The following is a 15279-nucleotide window of genomic DNA, read 5'->3' on the forward strand; positions in this document are numbered from 1 at the left end:
ATATGAATTCCAATAAAGAAAATATAAGACAATTAAAGAATATAATATCTACTCAGCTTACTCCTCTCATTGATAATGATTTTATCCTGTTGGATATACCTAATCACAGAAATATTGGAGATTCTTTAATTTGGAAAGGAGAACTAGAGTTTTTTAAAACATTAGCCCACAAGTGTATTGGACAGTACAACAGATATACTTTCAAAAAAAGTGACATAAAATCTGAAAAGACTGTTATTCTGCTGCACGGAGGTGGAAACTTTGGTGATATATATGAATCAAGCCAAAGCTTTAAAAGATATATCATTGAAAACTTTCCCAATAACAGAATTATTGTTCTGCCTCAAACGGTACATTACAATAGTGAAGCAAATCTAAAAAGAGATTTTGCTATTTTTAACAATCATCGTGATCTTTATGTATTAGTAAGAGATCAGCCTTCATATGATACTTTAAAGGCGAATTTTAATGAAGAAAAATTAAAATTAGCACCGGATATGGCTTTCTTTTTAGATTTTGATGCTGATATTACAACTAATCCTACTGAAAAGAGAAAGAACTTATATTTGAACAGAACCGATGCTGAAGCAAGTAAAGATTCTTTTCAAAATGTTATTGAAGGTGAATATGATATAAAAGACTGGCCGACGTATAACTCTTCTTCAAAGAGAATGAATACTATTACCAATTATGTAGAAGCTTTGGATGGTAAGCTTTCAAAAGTCATTAAGTATCTGCCTGCCTCTTCTTTAATAATTGATAACGCTTATGGGTTGAAAAAGAAGAATGGAATGGATTTGCATATCAACCGCGGAAAGGAGTTTATCAATCAATATGATAAAGTATATACAACCCGTTTGCATGGTTTAATCCTTAGTATCTTATTGGATAAAGAGGTGGTTATCCTGGATAATGTTTATGGGAAAAGTAAAAATTTTTACGATGCATGGCTGAAGAATTTTAATAATGTTAAACTTTATGTAAAGAATGAGTCCTAAAATTTCGGTAATTTTACCTGCATATAATGCTGAACAGTATCTTAGAACAGCTGTAGACAGTATCCTAGCACAAAGTTTTAAAGACTTTGAATTATTGATTATTAATGACGGCTCCACAGATTTTACAAAAGAAATCATATTAAGCTATAATGATGATAGGATAAGATATATTGAAAATGAAAAGAATTTAGGATTAATAGAAACTTTGAACAAAGGGATCTTATTATCAAAAGGTGAGTATATTGCAAGAATGGATGCTGATGATATATGTCACTCATCCCGTTTCCAGATGCAGATAGATTTCATGGATAAGAATCCGGAATATATCATCTGCAGTTCATCCAGAAAGGAATTTGCTCATTCTATTTCTCATTTTCATCTTAGTGTACTTCCGGTTGATGATATATCCATTAGAATACATTCAATTTTCAGTACGCCTTTTACCCATCCGGCAGTGATGTTCAGGGCTGGTGTAATTAAAGAGAATAAGCTTTTTTTTGAAAAGGATTATAAGTATGCTGAAGATTATCAATTGTGGATTAAAATTCTGCAATATGGCAAAGGATATAATTTTAGAATGCCTTTGTTGTATTATAGAGATACTCCCAATAGCCAGACCAATATTGGTTCCGGCCAGATAGAACAGAGAAAGAGAACAATATCTAATATTCAGCAGCTTGCTTTACAGCAGCAGAATATTATTTTAGACCAAAAAGAATTAGATTTTATTTATATTTTGTCTTTATCGGATAAGATTAGAAATATCAGTTTTGAAGACTTTTCAGTGGATTTTATTCTTTCCTTTTTTAAGAAGCTATCTTTAGATCTGAAATCAAATTATCCGAATAATAAATTTAATATTAATTGTGTTTTAGGTAAAAGATATCTTAAAATTTTATTATTTAACTTAAAAAGGTTGCCATTTACTCAGTTAATGAAGTTAGCATTTAGTAAATTAACTTTTTTTGGAATATATGAATTGATAAATGAAAAGATTAGAAGCTAATAATATTATTAGACATGGTATAAATGTTTTTATATACTTCCTTTTTGTATATAATGTATCGTTTGTTTTTTTGCCATCTATCCTTAGAACCAGAGTGCTTCTTGGGCTTCTTGGGCTTGCTTTTTTTATGAGTCAGACTAAAATAGCAATTCCTAAATCTTTTAGCCATATAGTCCTTTTATGTTTCGCTTCAATATTACTGATAGTAATTACAACTGTTATTAATAGTTATTTTGACCCTCGTTTTATTGGAAATACTATACAGAATATTCTCTATTTATTTGGTGCTTATTATATGGTAATTCGAGTAAATATAAATAGGCTTTACGCATTAAAATTAATTGTTATAGCAATCTTTCTGCACAATTTTTTGGCACTATTGATGTTTTTAAATCCTAGCCTGTTAGAATTTGTTACTTCTATACAATCTACCGGGGATAAGTTTGAATATGCATTAGGAAATGCTGTGAAATTTGGTACAAGATTTATCGGAATTGGTGCAGGAACATTTTTCTCAGGTGGGATTATTTCATCCATTGGAATGCTAATAGCAGCATATATAATTGATTCTTTAAAAAAAGGTAAATTATTATGGATATTATTATATATTTTTATTTGCATTACCGGAATTTATATTGCAAGAGTAGCTTTCCTAGGAATCTTTTTATCTTTAGCATACCTAGTTATTAGTTATATTCTAAAAAAGAATTATAATAATTTACCTAAAATTTTTATTTACTCAACTTTGTTTGGAATAATTGCTTTTAGCTATTTATTGACAAATTTAGATAGCTTAATGGCTTCAAATTCTTTTCGGCATTCTTTTGAAGTATTTATAAACCTTTTTTCTTCTGGAGAATTAAAAACAGATTCTACGGAAGGAGTAAAAGCGATGTTGATATTCCCTTCTGAACTTAAAAGTATATTAATTGGGGATGGTCAGTTCTATTATGAGAATGGATCTTTTTATATGCATACGGATATTGGTTATTCCAGACTTGTATACTATTATGGTATTTTTGGTATAATAATTTACTTTTCGTTGCATTTTTATATTCTAAGGTATAATTTAAAGAGATTCAAATATGATAAAAGCTTTAAACTTTTACTTTGGGCATTAACTGTTTTATTAATAATCGGAAATTTTAAGGGACTTTTAGATATCAACTGGATAATATTCATTTTTTATTGGTTGGCATTATATAAAATTAAAATAGAAAATGAAAATTTATCATATAATAAATAGTTTAAGATTTGGAGGTGCTGAAAGATTAGTAGTTGATCTTTGCACTGAATTATCTGAGGGAGGTTCAGACGAAATACACTTGTTATTATTAGACGATATTGATACTTCTCTAAAAAAAGAAGTAGAAAATAATGAAAATATAAAAATTGAAGTAATTCCTTCAAAAAGCCTATACGACATCCGAATACCTTTTTTTATAAGTAAAATAGTAGCAGATGCGGATGTTATTCATTTACATTTATTTCCTACATTATATTGGGGAGTATTATCCAAACTTTTTTTTTCTGAAAAACAAAAAGTAGTATTTACTGAACATAGTACTGAAAATAACAGAAGATCTAAATGGTATTTTAAAAGAATAGAAAAATTTATTTACTCCAAATTAAATTCTATTATCTGCATTTCGGAATCAACAGAAAAAAATCTTATTCACCATTTGGGATCTGGGTTTAAGGCGAAAATGAAGGTCATAAATAATGGAGTCAACCTTATTAAATTTTATAATTCAGAAGCTTATTCCCGGACTGCTTATAATTTATCTGACAAAGATTTCTTATTAATACAGGTCGCAAGTTTTAGAGCTGCCAAAGACCAGCCTACCTTGATCAGGGCACTTACATTGTTACCTTCTCATGTAAAAGCAATGTTCGTAGGAGATGGGCCGGAGTTAGAAAACTGCAAAGAACTTGTTAAGAATAATGGTTTGGAAAGTAGAGCCTTTTTTTTAGGTAACCAGACCAATATTGCTGAGCTCATCAAAATGAGTGATGTAGTAGTTGTATCATCACATTATGAAGGATTTGGTATTGTAGCAGTAGAAGGTATGGCTTGTAAAAAACCTGTAGTTGCCTCAAATGTACCAGGGCTTTCAGAAGTTGTTGCAGAATATGGAATATTATTTGATAAAGGTAAAGAAAAATGTTTAACAGAAGTAATTAACAAGTTAAATAAGGATGAGGCTTTTTATAAAGAAGTATCAGAAAATTGTTATACAAGGTCAAATATTTTTTCTATTAAAGAAATTGCAAATCAATACAGAAAAATATATAAATTATGATAAGAACTATGAAGTTATTTTTTTATATAATCTTTCTATTTTCAATGAATTTATCTTGTGCTCAGGACAAATTCACATATAGAGAAGTACCGGATTCCTTTGTAAAAACAATGGATATTTCTTCATCAGTAAATCTTCTTAAAAATAAAGCTTTTAAAGTTGTTGATATTCTTCCTCCAAATTACAAGAAAGATGGTTCTGAAGATTACACAATATATCTGCAGAAAGCAATAGACGAAAATACAATTGTATTATTACCAAATTTTCCTCTTTTAGTAAATGATAAAGGGATAAAACTTAACAATAATTCAGTTTTGTTGTTTGACAGTAGTTCTCAAATTAAGTTAAAGCCGACTGATAAAGGGGGGTATGCAATTATAAGTATTAATAATAAAAAAAATGTAAGCATATATGATGCAAAAATTATAGGTGATAGAAATGAACATTTAGGAACAAAAGGTGAATGGGGGATGGGTATCAGCATCAATGATGCCGTTGATGTTAAAATATATAATGCTGTCATTAAAAATTGCTGGGGCGATGGGATTTATTTAGGAGGTAAGAGTTTTTCAACTAATGTTAATATTATTGGTGGTCTCATTGATAATAATAGGAGAAATGGAATTTCAATTATAGGTGGTGATAATATATTATTACAAAATTTAGTGATTTCTAACTCGAACGGGGCAAACCCTCAAACAGGGATTGATCTTGAACCTAATACTCAACAGAATAAGACACTAAATGTTACATTAAAATCAATCCTAACATTTAATAATAAATTGAACGGATTGTCCTTTTATTTAGATAATTTGAAGGGTGATATGCAATCCAACAATGTCCAAATTTTAGTTGACAATTATAAAGATTTATATTCTACAAATGGAATGTCTTATTCCAATCGAAAATCACAAACAAAAAAATCTTTAAATGGGAATATTATGCTTAATAATATTGATTTAAAGTACAATGTGAAACCCTTTAGGTATTTATATAATAATTCATCTTTAGATAATATTAATTTAAAGGTAAATGATTTCAAATCTGACCATAAAGATAATAAAGGGATCGTAACTGATTTACAAAAGTTTTCACAGCAAAAGATAAAATATAATCAATAATTACTTTTGTTTGAAATGAAGAAATGTAAGATGCAAAATATACTTTATTTCATAAATAATAATAATTTTTCCCAAAAAAGTGATAATGGAAAGATTTTTGCTTGTGGTATATTACTTGAAATGACTTAAAAATTGAAATAGAAATTTTTTAATATTCCTTAGATGTTAAAAAATATAATGAAATTGCTTATGAAACTTGAAAAACTGAAATATTCTTTAAACAATCAAATCATCTAGCGTGAATAGATGATATCAAGGTATTCAATTACCAATAAATAGCTGGCGAAGATGTGATAATGATGCACGTTTATCTCCGCTGCAATAAAGCTATAAAATCTCAAAAAACACGTAAACAAACCGGAAAATTAATGATTTTACCGGACAGTAATGATGCAATGTTAATCCAAAACTAAGTTCTGTTTGAAACAAGTTTTGGATTAGTAGTGGTTCATAAAGTAGTATATTGTCTTTTTTAAAATCACAAATAAGTGAATTGAAAATAAATGAGTAAAAACAACAACACACAATAGATTTATGAGAAATTTATTAATTAGTTCTAGATTTTATAGAAATAATAATAATAAAAATGGAAGAGTTGAAAACTAAATTGGTACGGATTACAACAGTGCCGCTTTCTTTAAAAATTCTACTGAAAGGGCAGCATCGGTTTATGTCAGAACATTTTGATGTAATAGGCGTTTCATCACCAGGTAAGGAGCTGGATGAAGTGAAAAAAGATGAAGAAATAGATGTAATAGCGATTGATATGTCCCGTAAGATTACTCCTCTTAAAGACATCAAATCTTTGTGGAGTACTTATCGATTTTTAAGAAAGGAGAAACCACAAATTGTTCATACCCATACCCCTAAAGCTGGTATTGTAGGTATGTTGGCCGCAAAAATGGCAGGAGTTCCTCATCGGCTGCATACAGTAGCAGGTTTACCATTGATGGAGGTAACAGGGGTGAAACGTCAGGTTTTAGATTTTGTCGAAAAATTAACCTATGCTTCTGCAACCCAGGTGTACCCAAATTCAAAAGGGTTGTCTGATTATATCATTGAGCGCAAATATACAAATAAGTATAAGCTTAAAGTAATCGGAAATGGTTCATCAAACGGAATTGATACTTCATTCTTTTCACCCGAACAAGTTTCGGAAGATCAGAAAACTCTTCTAAAACAACAATTGAAAATAAAAGACACAGATTTTGTTTTTGTCTTTGTTGGACGTTTAGTGGGAGACAAAGGAATTAATGAACTGATAAAGGCGTTTTTTGCTTTAAATAGGCAAGAAAATCAGCAGCGTTCAAAATTATTGCTGGTAGGTCCTCTGGAACAGGAGCTAGACCCGTTATATCCGGAAACATTAAATGAAATAGAAAATAACCCGAATATTGTCTCTGTAGGTTTTCAGAAAGATGTTCGTCCTTATTTTGCGATTTCTGATGCCCTGGTTTTTCCAAGCTATCGCGAGGGCTTCCCTAATGTAGTAATGCAAGCCGGAGCAATGGAATTGCCAAGTATAGTTTCTGATATCAATGGATGCAATGAAATCATTGTAGAAAACGAGAATGGAGTAATTGTTCCTGTAAAAGACAGCGAAAGTCTTAGAGAGGAAATGGAGAAAATGATCTTAGACAGAGATTATTATCAGAAATTAAAAAAGAATGCGCGACCGATGATTGAAGATCGATTCGAGCAGTCTGTGATTTGGAACGCTATATTAAGCGAATACAGGAAACTGATTAAAGAAAGTGAATTTCGTGCTTAAGATTAAATAGAGTAGTGTTTTAGAATTATATTTTAAAATAACAAGAATGTTGATTTTGTGTGTGTTTTATAATCGATTTTCTTAAATGTTCTGAGTATAACGTATTAAAGGCTTAGAACTGTTATATCTGAAATTTTTATATTTGAAAACGTGTGTTTTACAAACAGCTTTAAAAGAAAAGGAATAGGTTCCTTTGGAAAAACTAAAAAAAGCTATATATTTGCACCAGTTAAAAACAAACGCTCTTAGATTGTTTATGAAAGTGATTTATTTGATCATTTACTAAATAAGAGAGTTGCTTAAAGCAGATGGATAGGGCTTTTCTGAAAATCAAAAGTTCAGTCCGGATTGTAAAAGTTTTGTCAATTTACCTTGAAAAATTGATCCGGTAGTTCAGCTGGTTAGAATGCCGCCCTGTCACGGCGGAGGTCGCGGGTTCGAGTCCCGTCCGGATCGCAAAAAGTCTTCTAGAAATAGAGGACTTTTTTTTATTTATTTATTTTGATAGAAGTTAGGATTACCCGAAAGTAAAAAAGCTTTATGCTTTATATATTTAAACATCAATAAAAATGGCCGGAAGATATTCCGGCCATCATTGTTTTAAAGTAATGTATTTATATTTACTTTTTAATAATTTTTACAATAGTTTCAGAATTGTTGATTCTTACCAGATAAGCTCCGGATAATAATGAAGTAACATCTGTTTGTTTATTGATAAATTTACCTTCTTTCACAAGCTGTCCGGACATATTATAAATCTGATAATAATAATCCTTATCGTCTTTTGCTTCAATATACAGGATATCTTTTACAGGATTAGGGTATAAAACAAGCTTATCGTCTTTTACTTTTTCCTCAATAGCTGTTTTACTAAAAGTAGTTCTGGCCTGCATACCTGTATTTGGTGTTACAGGAATACCTGGCAGCGGACCTCTCGGAGTACCGTTGTCTTCTTGTTTCACACATCTACAGTTCATGCCTACATAAGGATCTGCGTCTGTATATTTCACAAGAATTCTGTTAAACCTGTCCAGACTCATAAATGTACCTCTTCCGGTAAGGTTTTGGTGCAAGTTTGCATACCAGATTCCACTTGCTGATAATGCATCAATAGTACCATTTAGTTGACCTGCATTGAGAACAGATCTCTTACCTCTCATATAACCTTTAGGATAATAACCTACATTATATAGGCTGTTTTCAAATTTAAATCCTACGGTATTGCCGTAAGGACTGATAATCCCTGCTGGATAATGAGTAATAACGGCCCCATAATAGCCTTCTTCAGTAAGGTCAACAATCTTACCATCACGTCCTCCACTTGTAAAAAATTCAGGATTATTTTTTAAGCTCCAAGGAGATGATTTTATAGGAGTTGTACCAGTCTCGGGAATTCTCCAGCCATCCGGACAAGGGTCGAATACAGATTTTTTAGTGCCTAAGCCCCATCTTTCATCATATAATCCATGATAATTTGTGTCAAACAACCAATCTGAACCTAGAATATATGTTACATCAGAGCGGGTTGGATAAGCAACAGTTGGTTTCATGAATTTTAATGGGTTTGCTACAGAATATCCAAGTAGCTTTTCTATTCTTACATCTATTTTATCAGCTGTGTTGATACTGCTTTTGTAGGTGTTGTAATCCACTACATTAGTTGAATTATATGTAGTTTCAGTTAAAGTAGAATATGTTACAACCCCATTATTAGTAATCCCTGAAAATACATTAAATTTAGTATTATTAGGAGCTATATTAGTGAATGTAGGTAGAGGATCTTTTCTTCCCCATTGATAATGTAATCCCTGAGAATTATTTAACTGTGCTATATCAGCTGCTGACTGCGTATAAAGTGCCGGCATCACATCAATAGCTCCTAGATTTCTATCCTGAATTGTTGTTTTCATGATCGTTCCCTGCTGCGTATAATTCGTATAATTATCAGTTATGATAGGGTCATCATTGACATAGGTAAGAGAATTAACAGGTGTATTGGTTACCCAGATATGCCAGCTCCAATGCACAGGGTTGCTGATTGAACCATTATGTAAAGTAACAACAGCATTTCCGGATTGGTTAGCATTTACTTTCACGTCGATAATCGCATCTTTGGAAGAAGGATTATTTACAGTTAATCGTGTTACTAAAGCCGGATTATCTGTCCAAAGTATATTCGCTTTTAAGTCGTTGAAGCTTGTTGTATTCAAGATTTGGGTATTACCTAAATAATTACTTTGCACTGAAAAAGCCTTACTTACTGGTATTGAAACAGTCTGGTCAGCAGTTGATTTTGTAACCATATAAGTATTAGGATTGTCTAGTCCTGTTTTGTAAGTTTCAGTTTCACTAAAGAAAGTAGTTTCAAAGTTGTAGTTATTTTTTACAAATAACGGATCTTTAATACATCGGCAGGCATGTGCATTGTTTGTAGGATAGTCTTCAGCTGGTCTATAATTATAAAAACCATAAACATTAGGGTAGTTCGTAGGATCTGGCCTGTAATTATTTACAATTTGGTCAGAAGATGGAATTAATCTTAATGCGCTTGCTATTGATGAATAACCACCGAAACTGGTCATTGTGGATGTCCATAGATATGTTTCAAGCTGGTCAGTAAATTCAGGTTTTCCGTGATATCTGGTATCTGTACTAATACCGTTTCCTATCCATCCTGTTCCTGGGAATATTCCAATATTGTTTCCTCCTACATTCGACATATCAAAACCGTATTGAGGATATATCTTTATGCCTGTAAGATAAGTTTTAAGATTTGATAATCCGGGAGGAATCTGATATGTATTCAATGCAGATAAGGGACTATTTATTTTAGTTCCAAAAGGAGTAAAATCTATTCTCATACTTTTTAATGATGATGCTACCAACAATGAAGGTAATCTCCATCCATTAGGACAAGGGTCATAAGACGATTTATTTCTATAGGGCTGTGGAACTGAAATATCTGTTGTTGCCTGCACTCCCAAAGAGTTATCAGACCATAAATTAACCTTACTTAAATCACTAGTTTGCAGTCCTGGTACTTGTCCAAACCAATTGTAATAGTATGGTACATTACTAGCAGTGCCATATATAGAAGGATTAGCAGTACCGTCATCATTGACATATAGTAAGCTTAAAGGATTTTTTACGGATGTCCTAATATTGTCTGTTATGTTTGCTGTTGATTTATTGATAAAGAGCCTTAAATCATTAAAATTTTTATAATTAAAAGAGTTTGGAAAATTAAATCTTGGTACTGCTTCATTATAAATAATTTTACCTACACTTCCTGTTACCTGATAAAAACTGGCATCTCTATTTGTCAATGGAGGAAAAGGGTCTTTTCTTCCCCATTGGTACATAAGGCCTCCGTTTCTGTTCCAACCTTCCCCGTTAAGAGAACTTCCAATTGCACCGAGATTTCTGTCCATCCAACCCCACTCAGCATTAGGAATAGTTTCTACAGTTCCGTCGCTTAATTGTCTTTTTACATCATCATAGCTTTTATAGGTAGTACCATTTGTTGGGGCATCCGTTACCCAAACGTGCCATGACCAGAATACTTCTCCATTTACCTTAAAAACAACCAATGCATTTCCTTCTTTTACCTTATTAACAGGTACCTTTATTTTTGCATCTTCCCCTGAGCCTATAATATCCAAAGTATAATTTTCTTTAGATTTTATCAATCCCATATTATCTTCCCACAATACATCAGCGGTTACGGTTCCTGGAGGTATGTCAACCCCTTTCATATAATTCCCGTTTCTCCACATTTCGTAGGCTTTTTTTACAGGAATATATAATCCGTCTACATTATTGCCTTCCTTATCTTTGCCTGTGAAAATGTAGCTGTTGGGAGCCTTAGTCCAGTCTAGTGATTTTACTTCAACTGTTAATGTTGCATTTCCTGCGCACTGTCCTGGCGCCGGAGTAAAGGTGTAAGTAGTTGTTGTCTGATTGTTTGGAGCAGGTGTCCATGTACCGGTAATCCCTTCATTTGAAGCAATCGGTAAATTAAATACCCCACCTTGATTTATAGCTGCAATCTGTGTAAATGTAGGGATTACAGGATTTGGGCATGCATTGCCATTGCATAACTGTTGCACAGGGTTTAACAGCATGTATAATGCAGCATTGCTTTGGCTGGAAACTTCGGCAATGATATTTTCATTAGTATAAGCATTATAATTAACAGTTAATTTATAGCATAAGAAACCATTATAAATTTCAGTAGCAGGATTTGTAAATGTATGATTGTACAATACTCCTCCATTTGGATAGTATAATTTTACCCAGACATCCGTTCCGCTCCAGTTATTCTTAGGAATATAAATGGTATAAGTTTGCCCGTTACGGTTGATACATACTCCGCTTGCTTTATTTATACAGGCATTTTGAAGTGTAAAGTTATTCCATTCACTTTGTGGCAATACCGGTAAGGTATAAGATACTGCAGCATCTGATGGGCTGCTCACCTCAAAAACTAGGTCTTCGAAAGGATAGGCTGCAGTTTGTTTGATGTAATAATACTGTGTGCCGTTTGCGGATGTAACCTTTGGCAGACTAGCTGTATTTAAAGTAATCGGAGATAAAGCCGTTCCTCCTCCGTAACCAAAAGCCCTTACTGTTACAGTATTTCCATTCCACTGGTTTACAGGAATCAGAATTTCTGCAAAACCACCATGTTGACGATTGAAACAAACGTCTGCCTTGGGAACTCCACAAACATCTGATGTCCCAGCGGTATTCCATTGATCTTGTAGAATTGCCGGCAAGGTATAAGATACTGCAGCATCTGATGGGCTGCTCACTTCAAAAACAAGATCTTCAGTAGGATATGCAGCTGTTTGTTTGATATAATAGTACTGTGTACCGTTTGCAGAGATTACTTTAGGCAAATCCACTGTATTTAATGTAACGGGAGATAAAGCCGTCCCTCCTCCGTAACCAAAAGCTTTTACTGTTACAGTATTTCCATTCCATTGATTTACAGGAATTAAGATTTCAGCAAACCCGCCATGTAGACGACTGAAACAAACATCAGCTTTAGGAACTTCGCATACATCTGCTGTCCCAGCGGTATTCCATTGATTTGGTGGTATTGCCGGCAAGGTATAAGATACTGCAGCATCTGATTGACTGCTCACTTCAAAAACAAGATCTTCAGTAGGAGCAGCTGCCGTACGTTTAATATAATAATACTGTGTACCGTTTGCAGAGGTTACTTTAGGTAAATCCACTGTATTTAATGTAACAGGTGATAATGCCAATCCTCCTGCAATACCATAAGCTGTTAATGTCACACTATTTCCATTCCACTGGTTTACGGGAATTAATATTTCAGCAAAGCCTCCATGCAGACGGTTGAAGCATACATCAGCTTTAGGAACTCCACATACATCAGCCGTCCCAGCGGTATTCCATTGATCTTGTGGTAATGCTGGTAAGGTATAGGATATGGCGGGATCTGACTGACTGCTTACTTCGAAAACAAGATCTTCAGTAGGAGCAGCTGCCGTACGTTTAATATAATAATACTGTGTATCGCTTGCAGAGGTTACTTTAGGTAAATCCACTGTATTTAATGTAACAGGTGATAATGCCAGTCCTCCTGCGATACCATGAGCTGTTAATGTTACGTTATTTCCATTCCATTGGTTTACGGGAATCATGATTTCAGCAAAGCCCCCATGTAAACGCTTAAAGCAAACATTACTTTGAGCAAAGCCTGTAAACCATGAAATAAAGAATAGAAAGATAAAAATCTTCAGTAGTTTTTTTTTCATTATTTAATTTTTTTCATATGTTCAATAATTCTTGGGAACCAATAGGTCTGTTAGCCATATTTTAAATGTTAACCGGTGACAATTAGGTGGTGAGTTTGACGGATACAACCGAGCGTAATACAGCCCAGATTGATAAGGAAGTTTTTTTCTCATATGCATGTTTTTTAGGATTTATCTGATTTTATATTATGAATAACCCGTATTCAAGTTCCTAGGTTCCGAATCATAGATTTAGAAGAAGTATAATAAATAGCAGACTTGTAGAACAGATTATTTATAACAACCATTTTTTATTGTAAAATCACAATAAAATAATCCAAATCAGATGGGTAAATTGTTAAAATATTACAATATTCTGATTTAAATAATTATGGTAGATTTGTTGGAGTCGTGCTATCTTGTAATGGATAATAGGCTGATAATAGAATATAAGCAGCCCGGATTGGGATTAACAGTCTTTTTCTCATGTTTGTGTTTTTAGGTTTTTAGTTTTTATAAAAAATAATGGATAATCAATTATACAGTTATATCAATTTACAATCAGGAGGAACAAAAAGAAAAAATCATAAAATAAATATTATATTAATGAGAATTTTCTATTATCTTTTTTACGCTTTTTGTAATGTTTTTATATAAATAGGGATATAAAATTGTATTAATCTACTAATAACCATTATGTTTGCAAAGTTACAATATTAAAAAAAACACACAATGAGTCAAAAAAATCTGACTAATGAAACCTCAACTGAGGGCAGAGAAATATGCCCTGTTCAGAAACTTTTAAAATCCCTTTCAGGGAAATTAAAACCGGAAATATTGAGTTTGGCATTTAAGTCAACTTTACGTTTTAGCAGTTTACTGCGCGAGATTGAAGGATCGAATAAACAATCACTATCCATTGCATTAAGAGAACTGGAAGAAATGAATGTATTGGAAAGAGTGGTCGTCAGGCAGAAACCTTTACACGTAGAATATAATCTTACTGCAAAAGGAAAAGCATTGATCCCCATTTTTCAGCAATTAGAAGCTTTGGTATAAAAAGAATACTATTTTATCTTTAAAATAATTTTAAACTAAAAAGTCGGTTCTGAGCAGAACCGGCTTGCTATTTATTTGCATGAAGAATTTAAAGGATTGTTAAGATAATCTTTCCCCTTCGGAGGTTGTACAAAATAAGACGTTCCATAAGTATTTCCTGAGCGGAAAAAATCCGTAGAGATTACTTGTGCACCACTGCTGAAAGCTGCCTTAGATCGAGTGAAATCGTTGGTTTTGGCTTCATAGGTTTCAATATCTGATCTGGTTCTGACTATAAAACCCTGTTTTACCAGATCCTGTATCTCTTTCTGTCTTACAATGGCGTTATCCCGTAGTATAAACCCTGCGAAAGAATCATCAGGCTCACTGTTCAGGAACATCACTCTTTCTTTTAATGAACCGTCTATGAGGTAAGGATTGTTTTTTGAAGATAAAGTTCCAGCACTTCCGGGAAGCAGCATAAAAATAAATTTTCCTTTGCTGTCGTTCAGTTTAGGCCAGTTATTATGAGTTACAGCTTCTTTGAGTGTTTGGTATTTACCCTGAACTTCTTTTGGTGTGATGATTTTGTCTTTCCCAAGGTATTTTACAATTTCTCCATCCAGATCATCATAAGCTTTTTTATCGAAAGGAAGGACTTTTGTACTGTTTTCAAGAATCGGGAAACCGGAATCTTTGGCTTCGATCATCATGAAGACCGGAGTGTGATCAGGATGTTGATCAGACCAGGTTTTAAGAGCGGTAAGTGCATCTTTCAAAGTGGGATAGTGAGTTCTGAAATCGATATCTGCCATATGCAGTACTTTGAAGCCAGGCTGATCCAGACCTTTTGTATTGAAAGAAGCCAGATCTGTTACTCCCTTTGCTTTTAATATCTCATACGTGGCAGGATGGCTGAATCTGCTTCCTTCCGGATCATAGTATACATCTATTTCCAGGCCTCTCAGATTGGCGTTGAGCTGTTCTGTGAAATCAGGGTGATTATAATTCAGTCCTTCTTTCAGGTCCATTCCATAAGGGTGGTACTCTTTAAATTTGGCTTTTTGCTCTTCAGACATCATACTGCTGTATTTCTGCATCATTCCGTTGATGATGGGAGTTACCAGATCCAATACTTTAGGATCTGCCGGCTGGGCGTATGAATTATGAGTTCCTACAATCTGCAGTTGATTGATTCTTACATTCTGGCATTTATCCTGTGCCTGCAGCAGGGCTGTCATACAAAATGCAGCTCCATAAATATACTTTTTCAT

9 protein-coding genes and 1 tRNA gene are annotated in these 15279 nt (G+C 33.0%); 8 read left to right on the forward strand and 2 right to left on the reverse strand.

Going from position 1 to position 15279, the window contains the following annotated elements; genetic code table 11:
• Positions 1–2 precede the first annotated feature (2 nt).
• The 7 genes from DYR29_RS20980 to DYR29_RS21010 all read left to right on the forward strand — a co-directional run bounded on the left by DYR29_RS20980 (position 3) and on the right by DYR29_RS21010 (position 7655).
• A complete protein-coding gene (locus tag DYR29_RS20980; protein ID WP_213278372.1) occupies positions 3–998 on the forward strand; it encodes a polysaccharide pyruvyl transferase family protein in 996 nt (331 codons plus the stop codon).
• Positions 988–2004 carry a glycosyltransferase family 2 protein gene (locus DYR29_RS20985; RefSeq protein WP_213278373.1) on the forward strand — a complete coding sequence of 339 codons (1017 nt, stop codon included), beginning with the start codon at positions 988–990 and terminating at the stop codon, positions 2002–2004. The genes DYR29_RS20980 and DYR29_RS20985 overlap by 11 nt, the downstream gene beginning before the upstream one ends.
• Positions 1985–3250, forward strand: a complete 1266-nt coding sequence (locus tag DYR29_RS20990; RefSeq protein WP_213278374.1) for a hypothetical protein — start codon at positions 1985–1987, stop codon at positions 3248–3250. Before DYR29_RS20985 ends, DYR29_RS20990 begins: the two co-directional genes overlap by 20 nt.
• Positions 3225–4307 (forward strand): glycosyltransferase, encoded by a 1083-nt coding sequence (locus DYR29_RS20995; RefSeq protein ID WP_213278375.1) that lies wholly within the window; start codon positions 3225–3227, stop codon positions 4305–4307. The genes DYR29_RS20990 and DYR29_RS20995 overlap by 26 nt, the downstream gene beginning before the upstream one ends.
• A gap of 110 nt (positions 4308–4417) precedes the next feature.
• A complete protein-coding gene (locus tag DYR29_RS21000; RefSeq protein ID WP_213278376.1) occupies positions 4418–5428 on the forward strand; it encodes a right-handed parallel beta-helix repeat-containing protein in 1011 nt (336 codons plus the stop codon).
• 586 nt (positions 5429–6014) lie between these two features.
• Positions 6015–7199, forward strand: a complete 1185-nt coding sequence (locus DYR29_RS21005) for a glycosyltransferase family 4 protein (RefSeq protein ID WP_213278377.1) — start codon at positions 6015–6017, stop codon at positions 7197–7199.
• A 382-nt stretch (positions 7200–7581) separates the two neighbouring features.
• Positions 7582–7655, forward strand: a tRNA-Asp gene (locus tag DYR29_RS21010).
• Between the two features lie 164 nt (positions 7656–7819).
• On the opposite strand, the gene DYR29_RS21015 is transcribed toward DYR29_RS21010, so the two are convergent.
• Positions 7820–12988 (reverse strand): T9SS type A sorting domain-containing protein, encoded by a 5169-nt coding sequence (locus tag DYR29_RS21015; protein WP_213278378.1) that lies wholly within the window; start codon positions 12986–12988, stop codon positions 7820–7822.
• 711 nt (positions 12989–13699) lie between these two features.
• On the opposite strand from DYR29_RS21015, the gene DYR29_RS21020 reads away from it, so the two are divergent.
• Positions 13700–14026 (forward strand): winged helix-turn-helix transcriptional regulator, encoded by a 327-nt coding sequence (locus tag DYR29_RS21020; RefSeq protein WP_213278379.1) that lies wholly within the window; start codon positions 13700–13702, stop codon positions 14024–14026.
• A gap of 71 nt (positions 14027–14097) precedes the next feature.
• Here the strand turns inward: DYR29_RS21020 and DYR29_RS21025 are convergent, their stop codons facing one another.
• Entirely contained in the window at positions 14098–15279 is a 1182-nt protein-coding gene (locus DYR29_RS21025) for a phosphatidylinositol-specific phospholipase C domain-containing protein (RefSeq protein WP_213278380.1), read from the reverse strand.

Source organism: Chryseobacterium indologenes (genome assembly GCF_018362995.1).
In the GTDB taxonomy this organism is placed as follows: Bacteria; Bacteroidota; Bacteroidia; order Flavobacteriales; family Weeksellaceae; genus Chryseobacterium; species Chryseobacterium indologenes_G.

What these genes read in the sequence shown, in the direction of transcription:
- DYR29_RS20980 (WP_213278372.1), top strand. Translation starts at nt 3, where the DNA reads ATGAATTCCAATAAAGAAAATATAAGACAATTAAAGAATATAATATCT.
- DYR29_RS20985 (WP_213278373.1), top strand. Translation starts at nt 988, where the DNA reads ATGAGTCCTAAAATTTCGGTAATTTTACCTGCATATAATGCTGAACAG.
- DYR29_RS20990 (WP_213278374.1), top strand. Translation starts at nt 1,985, where the DNA reads ATGAAAAGATTAGAAGCTAATAATATTATTAGACATGGTATAAATGTT.
- DYR29_RS20995 (WP_213278375.1), top strand. Translation starts at nt 3,225, where the DNA reads ATGAAAATTTATCATATAATAAATAGTTTAAGATTTGGAGGTGCTGAA.
- DYR29_RS21000 (WP_213278376.1), top strand. Translation starts at nt 4,418, where the DNA reads ATGGATATTTCTTCATCAGTAAATCTTCTTAAAAATAAAGCTTTTAAA.
- DYR29_RS21005 (WP_213278377.1), top strand. Translation starts at nt 6,015, where the DNA reads ATGGAAGAGTTGAAAACTAAATTGGTACGGATTACAACAGTGCCGCTT.
- DYR29_RS21015 (WP_213278378.1), bottom strand. Translation starts at nt 12,988, where the DNA reads ATGAAAAAAAAACTACTGAAGATTTTTATCTTTCTATTCTTTATTTCA.
- DYR29_RS21020 (WP_213278379.1), top strand. Translation starts at nt 13,700, where the DNA reads ATGAGTCAAAAAAATCTGACTAATGAAACCTCAACTGAGGGCAGAGAA.
- DYR29_RS21025 (WP_213278380.1), bottom strand. Translation starts at nt 15,279, where the DNA reads ATGAAAAAGTATATTTATGGAGCTGCATTTTGTATGACAGCCCTGCTG.